The sequence below is a fragment of the Actinomadura viridis genome, assembly GCF_015751755.1.
Lineage (GTDB): Bacteria > Actinomycetota > Actinomycetes > Streptosporangiales > Streptosporangiaceae > Spirillospora > Spirillospora viridis.
This window is the reverse complement of the sequence record NZ_JADOUA010000001.1, coordinates 1,968,929-1,983,667: the sequence shown is the minus strand read 5'-3', so window position 1 is coordinate 1,983,667 and position 14,739 is coordinate 1,968,929. Positions and strand designations below refer to the sequence as shown.

11 protein-coding genes are annotated in these 14,739 nt (G+C 74.5%); 2 read left to right on the top strand and 9 right to left on the bottom strand.

From position 1 onward, the window contains the following. Nucleotides 1–67: 67 nt before the first annotated feature. From IW256_RS08765 to IW256_RS08725, 9 genes are all read right to left on the bottom strand, one after another. Nucleotides 68–1,096 carry an AAA family ATPase gene (locus IW256_RS08765; protein WP_197010471.1) on the bottom strand — a complete coding sequence of 343 codons (1,029 nt, stop codon included), beginning with the start codon at nt 1,094–1,096 and terminating at the stop codon, nt 68–70. A gap of 267 nt (nt 1,097–1,363) precedes the next feature. Beyond that, the gene (locus IW256_RS08760) at nt 1,364–2,314 is read right to left on the bottom strand and encodes an electron transfer flavoprotein subunit alpha/FixB family protein (RefSeq protein ID WP_197010470.1); all 951 of its coding nucleotides are present in this window, start codon (nt 2,312–2,314) and stop codon (nt 1,364–1,366) included. A 23-nt stretch (nt 2,315–2,337) separates the two neighbouring features. After that, nucleotides 2,338–3,117, bottom strand: a complete 780-nt coding sequence (locus tag IW256_RS08755; RefSeq protein WP_197010469.1) for an electron transfer flavoprotein subunit beta/FixA family protein — start codon at nt 3,115–3,117, stop codon at nt 2,338–2,340. A 233-nt stretch (nt 3,118–3,350) separates the two neighbouring features. After that, nucleotides 3,351–4,757: a phosphotransferase gene (locus IW256_RS08750; RefSeq protein WP_197010468.1), complete on the bottom strand. Its 1,407-nt coding sequence runs from the start codon at nt 4,755–4,757 to the stop codon at nt 3,351–3,353. 78 nt (nt 4,758–4,835) lie between these two features. Further along, entirely contained in the window at nt 4,836–6,782 is a 1,947-nt protein-coding gene (locus tag IW256_RS08745; protein WP_269217917.1) for a serine/threonine-protein kinase, read from the bottom strand. Between the two features lie 93 nt (nt 6,783–6,875). Beyond that, complete coding sequence (locus tag IW256_RS08740) at nt 6,876–7,727, bottom strand: serine/threonine-protein kinase (protein WP_197010466.1); 852 nt, start codon at nt 7,725–7,727, stop codon at nt 6,876–6,878. Nucleotides 7,728–7,853: 126 nt separating this feature from the next. Then, nucleotides 7,854–8,795: an acyl-ACP desaturase gene (locus tag IW256_RS08735; protein ID WP_197010465.1), complete on the bottom strand. Its 942-nt coding sequence runs from the start codon at nt 8,793–8,795 to the stop codon at nt 7,854–7,856. A 213-nt stretch (nt 8,796–9,008) separates the two neighbouring features. Continuing rightward, on the bottom strand, nt 9,009–9,776 hold the full coding sequence (locus IW256_RS08730) for an SDR family NAD(P)-dependent oxidoreductase (protein WP_197010464.1): 768 nt from the start codon (nt 9,774–9,776) through the stop codon (nt 9,009–9,011). A gap of 125 nt (nt 9,777–9,901) precedes the next feature. Further along, nucleotides 9,902–10,681, bottom strand: a complete 780-nt coding sequence (locus IW256_RS08725; RefSeq protein ID WP_307828809.1) for an enoyl-CoA hydratase/isomerase family protein — start codon at nt 10,679–10,681, stop codon at nt 9,902–9,904. Nucleotides 10,682–10,835: 154 nt separating this feature from the next. Between IW256_RS08725 and IW256_RS08720 the strand changes: the two genes are divergently transcribed. Both IW256_RS08720 and IW256_RS42115 read left to right on the top strand, forming a co-directional pair. After that, nucleotides 10,836–13,916 carry a DEAD/DEAH box helicase gene (locus IW256_RS08720; RefSeq protein WP_197010462.1) on the top strand — a complete coding sequence of 1,027 codons (3,081 nt, stop codon included), beginning with the start codon at nt 10,836–10,838 and terminating at the stop codon, nt 13,914–13,916. Beyond that, the gene (locus tag IW256_RS42115; protein WP_307828807.1) at nt 13,916–14,731 is read left to right on the top strand and encodes an SWIM zinc finger family protein; all 816 of its coding nucleotides are present in this window, start codon (nt 13,916–13,918) and stop codon (nt 14,729–14,731) included. The genes IW256_RS08720 and IW256_RS42115 overlap by 1 nt, the downstream gene beginning before the upstream one ends. The last annotated feature ends 8 nt before the right edge of the window (nt 14,732–14,739 follow it).

The following is a 14,739-nucleotide window of genomic DNA, read 5'->3' as shown; positions in this document are numbered from 1 at the left end:
CGGCGCGGGCGGCGGCGGAACGGGAGGCCCCGGCGCGGCGGGCGGGAGGGCGGCGGGCCGGCGTCCATCACCGCGCCCGGACCTGCCGGAGCGCGTCCTCCACGATCTCCTCGTTCGCGCTCGCGGGCGCGGCGGCGGTGCGCTGCAACCGGTGCGCGAGGACGGGCAGGGCCAGGGCCTGGACGTCGTCGGGCAGCACGAACGCCCGGCCGTTCAGCGCCGCCCGGGCCCGCGCCGCCGCGAGCAGCAGCAGGCCGGCGCGGGGGCTGGCGCCCACCTCCGACAGCGGGTGCTCGCGGGTGGCGCCGAGCAGCTCGACGACGTACCGCAGCAGCGGGTCGGCGGCGTGCACCGCCGCGACCGCCTCCTGCGCCGCCAGCAGCCGCTCCGGTCCGGTCACCGCCGTGGCGGGCGGCTCGGGGCCCGCCCGCAGCAGCTCCACCTCCTGGTCGGCGCTGGGGTAGCCCAGCGAGACCAGGGACAGGAAGCGGTCGAGCTGGGCGGGCGGCAGCGGGTAGGTGCCGTCGTAGCCGGCGGCCGGGTTCTGGGTGGCGATCACCACCATGGGCGCGGGCAGCGGGCGGCTCTCGCCGTCCACGGTCACCTGCCGCTCCTCCATCGCCTCCAGCAGCCCGGACTGGGTCTTGGGGGTGGCCCTGTTGATCTCGTCGACCAGGACCACGTTGGCGAACACCGGGCCGGGGCGGAACTCGAACGCGCCGGTGTCGGCCCGCCACACGTTGGCGCCGACGATGTCGGACGGCAGCAGGTCGACGGTGGCCTGCACCCGCGCGAACCGGCCGTCGAGGCTGCGGGCGAGGCTGCGGGCCAGCTGGGTCTTGCCGACCCCGGGATGGTCCTCCACCAGCAGGTGCCCGCCTGCCAGCACGGTGGCCAGCACGACCTCCAGCACCTCGGCGGGCATGCGGACCGCGCCGGTGATGGTGTCGCGGAGACGGTCGCCGAGGGCGGCGACCTGGTCCACGGTCAGCGTGACCGGCTCCCGGGACGCGACCGGGAGCGGCCGGGGCGCCGGTGTCAGCCGCCCGTGCGGTGCCGTCCGAGAGTGTCCGTTGCGTTCGGGAATCGCTTCCATGGCTCCCTTGGGGGTCTGCGGTCACCGCTCGCACTCACAACGCGGACGAGGCGCCGCACTGTTCCAGGCGGAACGGGCGGCACGGCCACGCCCCGCGAACCACAGTCTTCCCACCGGCGCCGAAAAACCACCTAAAGGCGACCACCTGGTCAAAAACACCGAACGGCCGGGACGGTCGCCCGTCCCGGCCGTTCACGCACACCCGGCCGCGTCCCCCGGGGAGCCCCGGGGCCGCCTCGCACGGTGCCGCACGGCACCGCGCGCCGCTCATTTGCGCTTGGTGATCTCCTCGGTGAGCTGCGGCGCCACCTGGAAGAGGTCGCCCACCACGCCGTAGTCGACCAGCTCGAAGATCGGCGCCTCGGGGTCCTTGTTGATGGCGACGATCGTCTTGGAGGTCTGCATGCCGGCCCGGTGCTGGATGGCCCCGGAGATGCCGACCGCGATGTACAGCTGTGGCGACACGGTCTTGCCGGTCTGGCCGACCTGGAACTGGTGCGGGTACCAGCCGGCGTCGGTCGCGGCGCGGGAGGCGCCGACGGCCGCGCCGAGCGAGTCGGCCAGCCCCTCGATGATCGAGAAGTTCTCCGCGCCGCCGACGCCGCGGCCACCGGAGACCACGATCGCGGCCTCGGTCAGGTCGGGGCGCTCGCCCTTCTCCTGGACGACCTTCTCCACGATCCTGGCGGCCTTGTCGGCGTCCGACAGGGTCACCGACACCTGCTCCTCGACCGGGCTGGCGGCGGACGCCTCCGGCGCGACCGAGTTGGGCCGGACCGCGATGATCGGCGTGCCGGTGCTCACCTTGGCGTGCGCGATGATCGCGCCACCGAAGATGGAGTGCTCGCCGACGAAGCCCTCGGTCACGTCCACGACGTCGGTGAGGACGCCGGAGCCGGTCTTGACCGCGAGCCGGCCGGCCACCTCCTTGCCCTCGGCCGTGGCGGACACCAGCACCGCGCCGGGCGACCTGTCCTTCACCAGCTGGGCCAGCAGGGCGGCCTTGGGCGCGACGACGTAGGAGTCCAGCTCCTCGTCGGCGGCCACGTAGACCTTCGCCGCGCCGTACTCCGCCAGCCTCTCCTTGGCCCCCTCGTACCCGGGACCGGTCCACACCGCGGCGGGCTCGCCGAGCCGGCCGGCCAGCGTCAGCAGCTCGAGGGTGACCTTCTTGACCTCACCGTCGACGTGGTCGACGAGGACGAGAATCTCAGCCATTTGTCCGTGCTCCCCTTCCTCGCTCAGACGAACTTCTTCGACGCGAGGAACTCGGCGATCTTCGAGCCGCCGTCGCCCTCGTCGGTGACGATCTGCCCCTGCGCGCGCGGCGGGGCCTCGGCGAAGTCGACCACCGCGGTGGCGGCGCTCGCCAGGCCGACCTGACCGGCGTCGATGCCGGCATCGGCGATGCTCAGCGTCTCGACCGGCTTCTTCTTGGCGGCCATGATCCCCTTGAACGAGGGGTAGCGCGGCTCGTTGATCTTCTCCACGACGCTGACCACCGCGGGCAGGGTCGCCTCGACGCGGTCGAAGCCGTAGTCGGTCTGCCGCTGGATCTTGATCGCGGTGCCGTCGATCTCGACCTTGTTGGCCAGCGACAGCTGCGGCACGCCCAGGCGCTCGGCCAGCATCGCGGCCAGCACCCCGGTCCGGGCGTCGGTGGACTCCGACCCCAGGATCACCAGGTCGAACCCGGTGCGGCCGAGGACCTGCTGGATGGCGTACGAGGTCTGCAGCGCGTCGGAGCCGACCAGGGCGTCGTCGACGAGGTGCACGGCCTTGTCCGCGCCCATCGCCAGCGCCTTGCGGATGGAGTCGGTCGCCTTGTCCGGCCCCATGGTCACGACGGTCACCTCGCCGTCATGGGCCTCCTTGACGCGCAGCGCCTCCTCGATGGCGTACTCGTCGAGCTCGTTGATGACACCGTCCGCGGCGGCACGGTCGAGCGTGCTGTCCTCGGACCTCAGCTTGCGCGGGCTCTCGGTGTCGGGAACCTGCTTCACCAGGACGACGATGTTCATGGCCGGTGGCCGACCTCCCTGCACTCTTCTGGGCCGCTGCGATCAGCGGCGGAGGGGCGCCGCCCATGGCGGGTCGACGCGGTCTGGAATGCGTAGCACCCCACAGCCTGCCAAACACCCGAACGCGCTTCGGCTCCGGGTCCCTGATTGAGCCGTGTCAGTAAATGTTACCCGTCGGTAGCCTACTGGCAAATCCCGGTTCGTGAGACCTTACCCACGCCCGCCGGCGCCGATCAGTGCAGGGCGGCCTGGAGCCGGGCGACACCGCTCTCCAGGGAACTCTGCAGGCCGTACAGCGGGGCCAGGGTCGGGGTCAGCGAGATCGCGGCGACCACCGCGACCAGGGCCAGCGCGCCCAGCACGACCCCCGCCACGGCGATCCGGCGCGGCGCGCGCGCCACCGACGCGAACACCTCCTCCAGGTGCCGGCGTGGACCGGTGACCCCCGGGGCCGCCCAGAGGACCCCGGCCGCCGCTCCCGCGCCGAACGCGCAGGCGCCCAGCGGGTCGACCTCCACCCGGAACACCGACATCCCCGCCAGCCCGAGCGTGACCGCCACCGCCGCCACCGCCGCGTACGGCACGGTCACCGCCGTGCGCGCCACGCCCGCGGCCCAGCCGGCCGAGGTGCCGCGCAGCACCGTCACCGACACCAGGGACAGCACGATCCCCGCGAGCGGCACGGCGATCGCGACCCCGACCGCGATGACGACGACCATCACCGTCAGCAGCCGCGCCCAGGCCCGCGCGACGGCCAGCTCGTGCGCCCGTGCCCGTTCGGTGGCCGCCGCGGCCGAGGGTTCGGCGCCCCGCCCGCCTTCCGCGGCCCCCGCACCGGCCCCTGCACCGGCCCCGGCCTGGGGAACGGCTTGGGGAGCGGCCTCCGGCTCCTCCGGACGGCGCGGCTCCTCCACCCCGGCCCCCGGGACGGCGTCGCGCGACGGACCGGCCGGCGCGGCGTCGAGGCCGGTATCAAGGCCGGGATCGAGGGCGGTATCGAGGGTGAGGGCGGCCACCGACTCGGCGAGCTCGGCGGCCGTGAGGGCACCGGCCGGGTCGGCCGCCGCCCGCAGCAGCGCCCCCAGCGGGGCGGGGACGGCGTCGCCCGCCGCCGCGGCGGGGTCGTCGGCGGCCAGGCAGCGCGGGTCGGCGGTGGCGGCGAAGGCCACGTTGGCGGCCCAGGCCCGCAGGTCGCGGGCGGGGTCGCCGGGGACCAGGCCGAAGTCGATGACGACGGGAGCGCCGTCCACCACCAGGATGTGGTCGGGCCGCAGGTCGCCGTGCGCCAGCCCGGCCTGGTGGAGGGCGGCGAGGGCCCGGGCGAGGCCCAGGGCCGTCTGCCGGAGCCCGGCGCCCCGGAGCGGGCCGGTCAGCGACTCGTCCAGCGGGCGGCCCGGCACGAAACGGCTGACCACGTAGGGAGGGTCGGCCGCGTCGTCACCGTCGAGGACGTCGACGACGTACGGGCTGAGCACGTTCCGCATGGCCGCGATGTCGTACGTCCCCGGGGGCAGCAGCCTGATCGCCACGTCCCGGCCGTCCGGATCGGCCGCGCGGTGGACGGTCCCGACGCCCCCGGCCACGCGTGCCAGCAGGCGGTAGGGCCCGATGTGCTCCTGGTGTCTCGTCTCCCTGCTCATACGGCTCGCCACCCTACCGATCCGGGAGGACGCGGGAGGGCTCATCGGCCATGGCCGCGCGGAGCGGCCACCGGACGCCTAGACGTACGGCAGCATGCCGACCAGGTCGCGGATCTCCGAGCGCAGGTCCTCCAGGCTCTGGCCCATGCCGTCGATCGGCGTGGTGTCGGGGGGCTGCTGCTGGGACAGGACGACCAGCACGACCGCGAAGATCCCAAGGATCAGCGCGCCCGCCATCGCCGCCTCCGTGCGCGGCAGGACGGCGCCCCACGTCCTGGCCAGCTGGCGGCGCGGCGCGCCGCTGCCCGGCGCCAGGCACAGCAGCAGGATCACGGCCATGGACGAGTAGGCGATCGCCCGCGAGGCGGTCATGCCGGGATCGGCGAACATGAGCACCAGCAGCAGGACCAGCCCGGCCAGCAGGCTGAGCGGCGCGATGAGCAGCGTCATCATCACGGCGCCGGGCAGGTGCAGCGGCGTCTTGAACGCCGCGGCCATCGCGTCGCCGGACCGCGGGCCGCGCCGGGTCCGCTTGCTCTCCATGCCCTTGGCGGCCTTGTCGCCCATCCGGAGCACCAGGACGCCCGCCACCGTGACGCCGAGGGCCAGGAGCGGGGCGATGTTCGCGAACCCCAGAAGGGCGACGAGAACGAGGAAGCCGAGGACCCGGTACCAGCCGTACGGCTTGGCCCTCTCGCCGTCCCCAGGCCGCGGCGTGTCGCGGGCGCGGCCCTCGGGCCTCTGGGCGGGGCGCTGCTGCGTGCCGCGCGCGTACGGGTCATAGGGGTCGTACGGGGCGGGCGGGGGCGCGGGCGGCGGTGCGCCCTGCTGGTCTCCGCGCGCGAGTCCGCCGGCCCGCGGCTGCGCCGGCGGGGGCTGCCCCTGCTGTCCGTACGGGGCGTAGGTCGCCTGCTCGTACCAGCTCGGGTCGTACCGCTGCCCGGTCTCGTAGGGGCTCGGGCCGGGCGGCGGGACCGGAGGCGGCGCCGCCGGCGGCAGCATCCCCTTGAAGTCCTTGGGCTGCGAGGGCGCGGGCGCCGGTACGGGCGGGACCGTTGCGGGCGGCGGCGAGGCCGGGCCGGTGTGCGACGGCGGCTGCTGCGTGGAGGCGGGCAGGGAGAACGTCTGCGCGTGGTCGACCGGAGGCGGCTCGGCCTGCTGCGAGGTGCGCTCCGGCAGGGGGTAGTGCTCGTCGACCCGGGTCTGGTCTGTGATGGTGGCCTCGAGGTGCAGCCGCCGGGTGAGCTGGACCAGGCTGACCGCGGTGGGCCGTTCGGCCGGGTTGCGGGCCATCGCCGAGCGCAGCACGGGCAGCAGACCGTCGGGCACGCCGTCCAGGTCGGGGGTGCCCGACATGATCTTGTAGAAGATCGACTCGAAGGTGCCGGAGCCGAACGGCGGGCGCCCGGTGGCGGCGTAGGCCACCGTCCCCGCCCAGGCGTGCACGTCCGACGGCACGCCCGCGTCCTCCCCCTCGATGATCTCGGGGGCGAGGTAGCCGGGCGTGCCGATCACCATGCCGGTGGCGGTCAGCCGGGTCGCGTCCGCGCCCTGGGCGATGCCGAAGTCGATGACCACCGGCTCGGACTCCACCAGCATGACGTTGCCCGGCTTGAGGTCGCGGTGGATGATGCCGGCCCCGTGGATCGCCGACAGCGCGGAGGCCAGCCCCACGGCGAGCCGCCGCAGCGCCTGCCCGTAGATCGGGCCGTCCTCCTCGACGGCCTCCTCCAGGGTGCGGCCCGGCACGTACTGCGTGACGATGTAGGGCCGGTCGGCGGTGACGTCGGCGTCGAGGATCTCGGCGACGTGCGGGCTGTGCACCCGGCGCATGGAGTCGACCTCGCGCGCCAGCCTGCGGCGCGCGGTCTCGTCCCCGGCGACGGCGGGACGCAGCACCTTGATGGCGACGTTGCGTCCCTCGGGATCGGCGCCGAGGTACACGACGCCCATACCGCCCTCCCCGAGTGTCTTCAGGACGCGGTAGTGGCCGATACGGTCCCCGGACGTGACAACCCCCTTCATCGTTTACGAAACCCTACCTTCGCCGTCCCGGCCGGGTGGGACACCGTGGCCGTGTCCGGCAGGGCGCGGGTCCTGCCGCGGGTCTTCCCGCTCTCACGCCGTCGCCACCCGCTCACGCGCGGTGCCCGGAGGCACGGGGCCCGGCGCCGCTTCCGGCGGCGCTCCCGGCGCGAGGGCGCCGGCGAGCGCGCGGGCCGTGGGGCGGCGGGCCGGGTCGCGGTGCAGCGCCCGCGGCAGCAGCGCGGCCAGCGGCCCGGTGATCCCGGCGAGATCGTGGTCGCCGCGCAGGATGCGGAAGCAGACCCGGTGCAGCGTCCCCTCGCCGAACGGCGGGCGGCCGGTGGCGGCGCAGGCCACCGTGGCCGCCCAGGAGAACACGTCCGACGCCGGGGTCGCCGGGGCGCCCTCGATCAGCTCGGGCGCCAGGTAGGCCGGCGTCCCGGCGACCATGCCCGGACGGGTGTCCTGGTCGGCGCCCGCGTCGTGGGCGATCCCGAAGTCGATCAGCACCGGCCGGTCGCCCAGCGCGATCACGTTGTGCGGGGCCAGGTCGCGGTGCACCACGCCGGCGTCGTGAACGGCCGCCATGGCCAGCGCCATGCGCCGGGCCAGGCGGAGCAGGCGCCCGCCGCCGAACGGCCCGTACGACGCGACCAGGTCGCCCAGCGGGCAGCCGGGGACGTACTCGGTCACCACGTAAGGCCGGTCGCCGGACACCCGCCCGTCCAGCAGCCGCGCCACATACGGGCTGCGCACCCTGGCCTGGGCGGCCATCTCGCGGGCCACGCGGCGGCGCCAAGCGGGATCGGCCGCGTAGCCGGCCAGCAGCTCCTTGACCACGACCTCCCGGCCGGCGGAGTCCACGGCGAGATGGACGACGGAGGTGCTCCCCCGGCCGATCTCGTCCAGCAACCGATACCCGTCCAGGCGCCGTCGCGTCCCCATACACCCTTTGACGCCGGAAACACCCCGCGCGTTCCTCGCACGAGGGCACCGGACCCGCCACCGGACGGGAGCCGGCCACGAAACCCCAGGTCGGCCGGGCCGGTCACGCGGTGAGCGATGTTCCGGTCACTCGGCGGCGCGGGCCGCCTGCCGTGCGCGGCGCGCCTCGCGGCGCTCCTCGAACCGGGTCGCCATCGCGTCGAGCTGCCCGAGGAACTCGGCCAGCTCCTCGCGCGCCTTGTCGCCGTCACCGGTGATGTCGGAACGGTCGAACACGCCCCAGTTGCGCAGGACCGGGTTCAGCACGTCGTCGTGGTGCAGCCGCAGGTCGTAGATGCCCGCGTTGGCGATGATCACCGACTTGCGCAGGAACCCCTCGATGCCGTGCCCGGGCATCTGGAAGTCCTTGACCACGTCGGTGATGGCCCGCATCGTCTCGTTCGGCGCGATCTCCAGCGCGGCGGCCAGCAGGTTCCGGTAGAAGATCATGTGCAGGTTCTCGTCGGCGGCCACCCGGGCCAGCATCCGCTCGCAGATCGGGTCGCCGGACACCCGGCCGGTGTTGCGGTGCGCGACGCGGGTCGCCAGCTCCTGGAACGACACGTACGCCGCGCCGTGCAGGAACGAGGTGCCGTGCGTCGCCTCGTACCCCTCCTCCATGTGGTGCATCCGGGCGCGCTCCAGCGCCACCGGGTCGACCGCGCGGGTGACCGTGAGGTAGTCGCGGATGACGATGCCGTGCCGGTTCTCCTCGGCCGTCCAGCGGTTGACCCAGGCGCCCCAGGCCCCGTCCCGGCCGAAGACCTCGGCGATCGCGCGGTGGTAGCCGGGCAGGTTGTCCTCGGTCAGCAGGTTGACGATCAGGGACTCGCGGGCCTCCTCGCCCAGCGTGGAGTCCTCCGGCGTCCAGCCGTCCCCGCCCATCGGCCCGTCGAAGTCGCGGCCCTGGCTCCACGGTACGTACTGGTGCGGGAACCATTCCTTGGCCATCGACAGGTGCCGGTCGAGCTCCTTCGCGACGACCGGCTCAAGGTCGAGCATCAGCTTGGTCTGCAACGTCTCGGGCATGCCTGTCCTTCGCTGTACGGGGTGGGTGCCGGACGGCGCGGCGGCCGTGACCCTCGGCACGAGAAGGCCCCGGATGGGCCCACATAACTTACTTAACCGTAGGTTCGATGCTCGCGAGCGGGGATGCCCACGTCAAGTAACAGTGGTCACAATGACGGCGCCGCTTTTCTTGTAGACCCCCGCGCAACTCTTCGACCCCGCCTTGGCGAAGCGTCAGCGGCTGCCGGCGGCCTGCCGCCACACCCGGCCGGCCGCCGCCCGGAGCAGGCCCCGCGGAGCCATCCGCAGCGCGGGCAGCGCCGCCTTGTACTGCGCTCCCGGGACGCACAGCGCGCGCCCCGCCGCCACCGCCTCCAGCCCGGCCCTGGCCACGTCCGCCCGGCGCAGCCACAGCAGCCCGGCCTCGGACGCCTCGTCCGTCCGGGTGAACCCCGGGCACAGGGCGGTCACGTGCACGCCCTTGCCCGCGACCTCGGCGTGCAGGCTCTCGGAGAACGCGGCCACGTACGCCTTGGTGGCCCCGTAGGTCGCGCTGCCCGGCGACGGGGCGAAGCCCGCCATCGACGCGACGTTCAGCACGCCCCCTCGGCCCCGCTCGATCATCGCGGGCAGCGCGGCGTGGGTGAGCCGCACCAGCGCGACCACGTTCAGCTCGACCTGGCGGAGCTGCTCCTCCAGCGCCCCCTCGGCGAACGGCCCGAACGCCCCGAACCCGGCGTTGTTGACCAGCAGCTCCACCGGATCGGCGCGCAGCCTCCGCTCGACCTCGCCGCGCTCGGCGGGATCGGTGAGGTCGGCGGCCACCACCTCCACCGCGACCCGGTACCGCTCGACCAGCTCCCGCGCCAGCTCGTCCAGCAGGTCCGCCCGGCGGGCCACGATCACCAGATCGGTGCCGCGGGCCGCCAGGGAACGGGCGAAGCTCACGCCGATGCCGCTGGAGGCGCCGGTGACCAGCGCGGTGCGGTACGCCTGTCGCATGGCGCGAGATGTTAGCGACCGGAGGGGTTTGTCGCGATCGTTTCGGTGCGGTGCGTGGCGATCGGTCCGGTGCCGCCCGGGAACGCGCCGCGGCCCCGGGACCGCGGCGCCGCCGTGCGGGCCGCTCAGCGGCCGGTGAACGTGGCCTTGCCCGGCCCCTCCTCGATGAAGCTGCGCATCCCGTTCTTCTGGTCCTCGGTGGAGAAGAGCGCGGCGAACTGCGTCCGCTCGATCTCCAGCCCGGTGCCCAGATCGACCTCCCACCCGGCGTCGATGGCCTGCTTGGCCGCGCGCAGCGCGATGGCGGGGCCGCCCACGAACGTCGCGGCCCACTCCCTGGCCGCCTGGTAGACCTCGGCGTCGGGCACGACCTTGTCGACCAGCCCGATCTCCAGCGCCTCCGCGGCCGGCACGTGCCGCCCGGAGAAGATCAGGTCCTTGGCGCGGGCCGGGCCGATCAGCCGGGCCAGCCGCTGCGTGCCGCCCGCTCCCGGGATGATGCCCAGCTGGATCTCCGGCTGGCCCACCTTGGCGTTCTCGCCCGCCACCCGGAAGTCGGCGGTCAGCGCCACCTCCAGGCCACCGCCCAGCGCGTACCCGTTGACCGCGGCGATCACCGGCTTGGGGATCCCGGCCAGCGCCTTGGCGAAGTCCTGGAGGAGGCGGGAGTGGCCGCCGGCCATCTGCGCGTACGACATCCCGGCCATCTCCTTGATGTCGGCGCCGGCCGCGAACACCCGGTCCCCGCCGTACAGGATCACCGCGCTCACCGCGTCGTCCTGGGTGACCTCCCGGGCCGCCTCGATCAGCTCCCGCTGCATCTGCGCGTTGAGAGCGTTCATCTTCGGCCGGTCCAGCCGGATCGTCGCGACCCCGTCCCCCACCTCGACCCGTACGAACTCCACAACGCCTCCCACTGGTCGCTTCGTGCCGGCCCCGAGCCTAACTTCCCGTCCCTTCCCGCCGGTCGGCGGCCGGGCCGGACCGGCCGGTACTGTCCCGCCCCGCTGGTAGCTTCGGGAGCGGCCGTCTCAGCAGCACCTCCGGGGGTCAACCGTCATGCTCGTCGCGCATGCCACCTGGCATGGCGGTGCGCTGTGCCTGTGGGCCGAGCGCACGGGCCCGTCCTCCCCCTCCCCCGCCGGCGAGGACCCGGCCGCCCACCCGTTCGCCACCCGCGACTTCACCGGCACCTCCTACGAACCCCTCGTCAAGGGCGCCGCCGGGATCGTGCTGGCGATGACCCTCCCCACCGGCGGCGGCGAGCCCCTCCCCTCTGCGGAGCTGGGCCCCCGGCCGTACGACGGCACACCGGAGCTGCGCGAGTGGCGGGTGCCCGCGCTGGTGCTCGAGCCGTTCGCGGCCATGGCGCTGCTCCAGGCCGCCGAGCACGCCGCCGACGTGATACCCGGATCCGACCTGCGCTACCTGTGCCTCCTCTCGGACGAGGCCGTGCACCTCGCCGGGCGCGGGCGGGTGCTGCCCCGGCTGCTGCGCGAGGACGGCGACCTGGTCGCGCGCTGGCACCCCGTCCTGGACGACACCGGCCGCTTCCGCGACCTGGTCCGGGCGATGCCGTCGGCGTGCCGGGCCGCCGGCGGCGGCCGGCCCGCCGCCGAGGTCCTGCGGGAGGCCCTCTCCGGGCTGGTCGACACCGCGGTCCGTGGCGTGGTCCCCCATCCGCTGCTGCCGCCGCGGCGCGGCAAGGCCCCCGACCGGCTCCCCCTCGCCGAACGCTGGGTGGAGGCCCTCACCGGCCCCGTCCCCGCCGTGGCCCGCGAGCCCCGGGACGACCCCGCCGACCTGATCGCGGAGCTGGACGCCTGGGCCGCCGCGTCCCGCCGTCCCGCCGGCCCGCTGCGCGTGTGCTTCCGGCTGGCCGAGCCCCGGCCCGCCGAGCCCGGCGCGGCCGCCCCGGCCCCGGCGAACGCGCAGGACGCCGCCGCGGCCTGGGAGCTGGACCGGGAGCCCCGCGCGGGCGACTCGTGGCGGGTGGAGTTCGCCCTCCAGGGCACCGACGACCCGAGCCTCTACGTGCCCGCGTCGATGGTCTGGGCGGGCGAGGCCGGCTCGGTCGCCGGCGCCGAGGAGACCCTCCTGGCGGGCCTGGGACGCGCGCTGCGGCTCTTCCCCGACATGGCCCCGGCGCTGGACGACCCCACCCCCTACGAGCTGCCCCTCGACACCGCGGGCGCGTTCAGGTTCCTGCGCCAGGCCGCCCCGATGCTGTCGGCGGCGGGCTTCGGCGTCCTGCTGCCCCAGTGGGCGGGCAAGGCCAGGCTCGGCATGAAGCTCACCACCCGCGCCCAGGGCGACGAGGGCTCGGGCGCGGCCGCCTCGTCCGGCTTCGACCTCCAGGGCATGGTCGACTTCCGCTGGGACCTGGCGATCGGCGACGACACCATCGACGAGGCCGAGCTGGAGGAGCTGGCCCGGCTCAAGGCCCCGCTCGTCCGGCTGCGCGGCCAGTGGGTCGAGCTGGACCCCGAGCAGCTGGAGGCCGCGCTCGACTTCCTCCGCCGTCCCCGGAACGGCGCGATGACCGCGGCGGAGGCGATGCGCGCCGTCATCCACGCCGGCGACGAGGACCTTCCCCTCGTGGAGGTCGACGCCGACGGCACGTTCGGCGACCTGCTCAGCGGCGAGTCCGACCGCCGCCTCACCCCGATGACGACCCCGGAGGGATTCAACGGCACCCTGCGCCCGTTCCAGGAGCGCGGCCTGGCCTGGCTGACCTTCCTCGAACGCCTCGGATTGGGCGGAATCCTGGCGGATTCCATGGGTTTGGGGAAGACAGCGCAGACGCTGGCGCTGCTGGTGTCGGAGCGGGCGGAGGCCGGGGGCGCGGGCGGCGCGGGGCCCCGGCCGACGCTGCTGATCGGGCCGATGTCGCTCGTGGGGAACTGGCAGCGGGAGGCGGCCCGGTTCGCCCCCAAGCTGCGGGTGTACGTGCACCACGGGGCCGGCCGGCACCGCGACGAGGAGCTGGTGGAGGCGGCGGGGCGGGCCGATCTCGTGCTCACCACGTACGGGACGGCGGCGCGCGACGCGGAGGCGCTGGCCCGGATCGAGTGGGGCCGGGTGGTGTGCGACGAGGCGCAGGCCCTCAAGAACAGCGCGACGCGGCAGGCGCGGGCGGTGCGGAGCATCCCGGCGCGGACGCGGCTCGCGCTGACCGGGACGCCGGTGGAGAACCACCTGACCGAGCTGTGGTCGATCATGGAGTTCGCCAATCCGGGCCTGATGGGCCCGCGGTCGGCGTTCCGGGAGCGGTTCGCGGTGCCGATCGAGCGGGACGGGGACGAGCGGGCGGCGCAGGCGCTGCGGCGGGCGACCCGGCCGTTCATCCTGCGGCGCCTCAAGACCGACCGGTCGATCATCTCGGACCTGCCGGAGAAGCAGGAGATCAAGGTCTACTGCAACCTCACCGCCGAGCAGGGCTCGCTCTACCAGGCGACGCTGGACGACATGCTGGCGCGGATCGCCGAGAGCGACGACAGGCAGCGGCGGGGGCTGGTGCTCGCCACGATGGCCAAGCTCAAGCAGGTCTGCAACCATCCCGCGCAGCTGCTCAAGGACGGCTCGCGGCTGCCCGGCCGCTCGGGGAAGCTGGAGCGGCTGGAGGAGATCTGCGCGGAGGTGCTGGAGCAGGGCGAGAAGGCGCTGGTCTTCACGCAGTACGCGGAGTTCGGGTCGATGCTGCGGCCCTACCTGGCGGCCCGGCTGGAGCGGCCGGTGCTGTGGCTGCACGGCGGGACGTCCCGGGAGGAGCGCGACGAGCTGGTGCGGCGGTTCCAGGAGGAGGCCGAGCCGTCGGTCTTCCTGCTGTCGCTGAAGGCGGCCGGCACCGGGCTGACGCTGACGGCGGCCAACCACGTGGTGCACGTGGACCGCTGGTGGAACCCGGCGGTGGAGGACCAGGCGACCGACCGCGCGTTCCGGATCGGGCAGACCCGCAACGTGCAGGTCCGCAAGTTCATCTGCGTCGGCACCATGGAGGAGCGGGTGGACGAGATGATCGAGCGTAAGAAGGCGCTGGCCGAGTCGATCGTGGGCACCGGCGAGGACTGGCTCACCGAGCTGTCGGTGGCCGAGCTGCGGGACATGCTGCGGCTGTCGCCCGAGGCGGTGAGCGGCTAGTGGACGACTTCACCTGGCGGGAGCCGATCGAGGCCGACGGCATCCGGGCGCGGACGCGGCGCGGGTCGATCGGGGCGCGGTGGTGGTCGCGCCGGTTCATCGACCTGGTGGAGTCGTTCGCCGACGCGGGACGGCTCGCGCGGGGGCGGTCGTACGCGCGCAAGGGCCAGGTGATCGACCTGCGGGTGGAGCGGTACGAGGTGACCGCCCGGGTGCAGGGGTCGGTCGCGGAGCCCTACGAGGTCGCGCTGGGCATCGACGCGATCGCCGAGTCCGGGTGGCGGCGGATCGAGGAGGAGCTGGCGTCGCGGGCGGTGTTCCGGGCGCGGCTGCTGGCCGGGGAGATGCCGCCGGAGATCGAGTGGGTGTTCGCCGAGCTGGGCTTCGCGCTGTTCCCCGGGTCGGCGGCCGACCTGCACATGATGTGCAGCTGTCCCGACTGGGGCGATCCGTGCAAGCACGCCGCGGCCGTCCTGTACCTGCTGGCCGAGGCGTTCGACGACGATCCGTTCCTGGTGCTGGCGTGGAACGGGCGGACGAAGGACCAGCTGCTCACGACGTTGCGGCGGAGGCACGGCGCGGAGCCGGGGCCCGAGGCCGCCGAGGCCGAGGCCGAGCCGCTGGCGGCGGAGGGTTTCTGGACGCCTCCGTCGGGGCTGGCGGCCCTGCGGGAGCGTCCGCCCGCGCCTCCGGTGCCGGCCGGGTTCATCCTGCGGGTGGCGACGCCGCCGGCGGTGAAGGTGCGGCGCAGGGACCTGGTCGAGGTGCTGGCGCCCGCCTACGAGGCCCTGGTGCCGGAGGCGCCGGAGGGCTGACCGGCCGG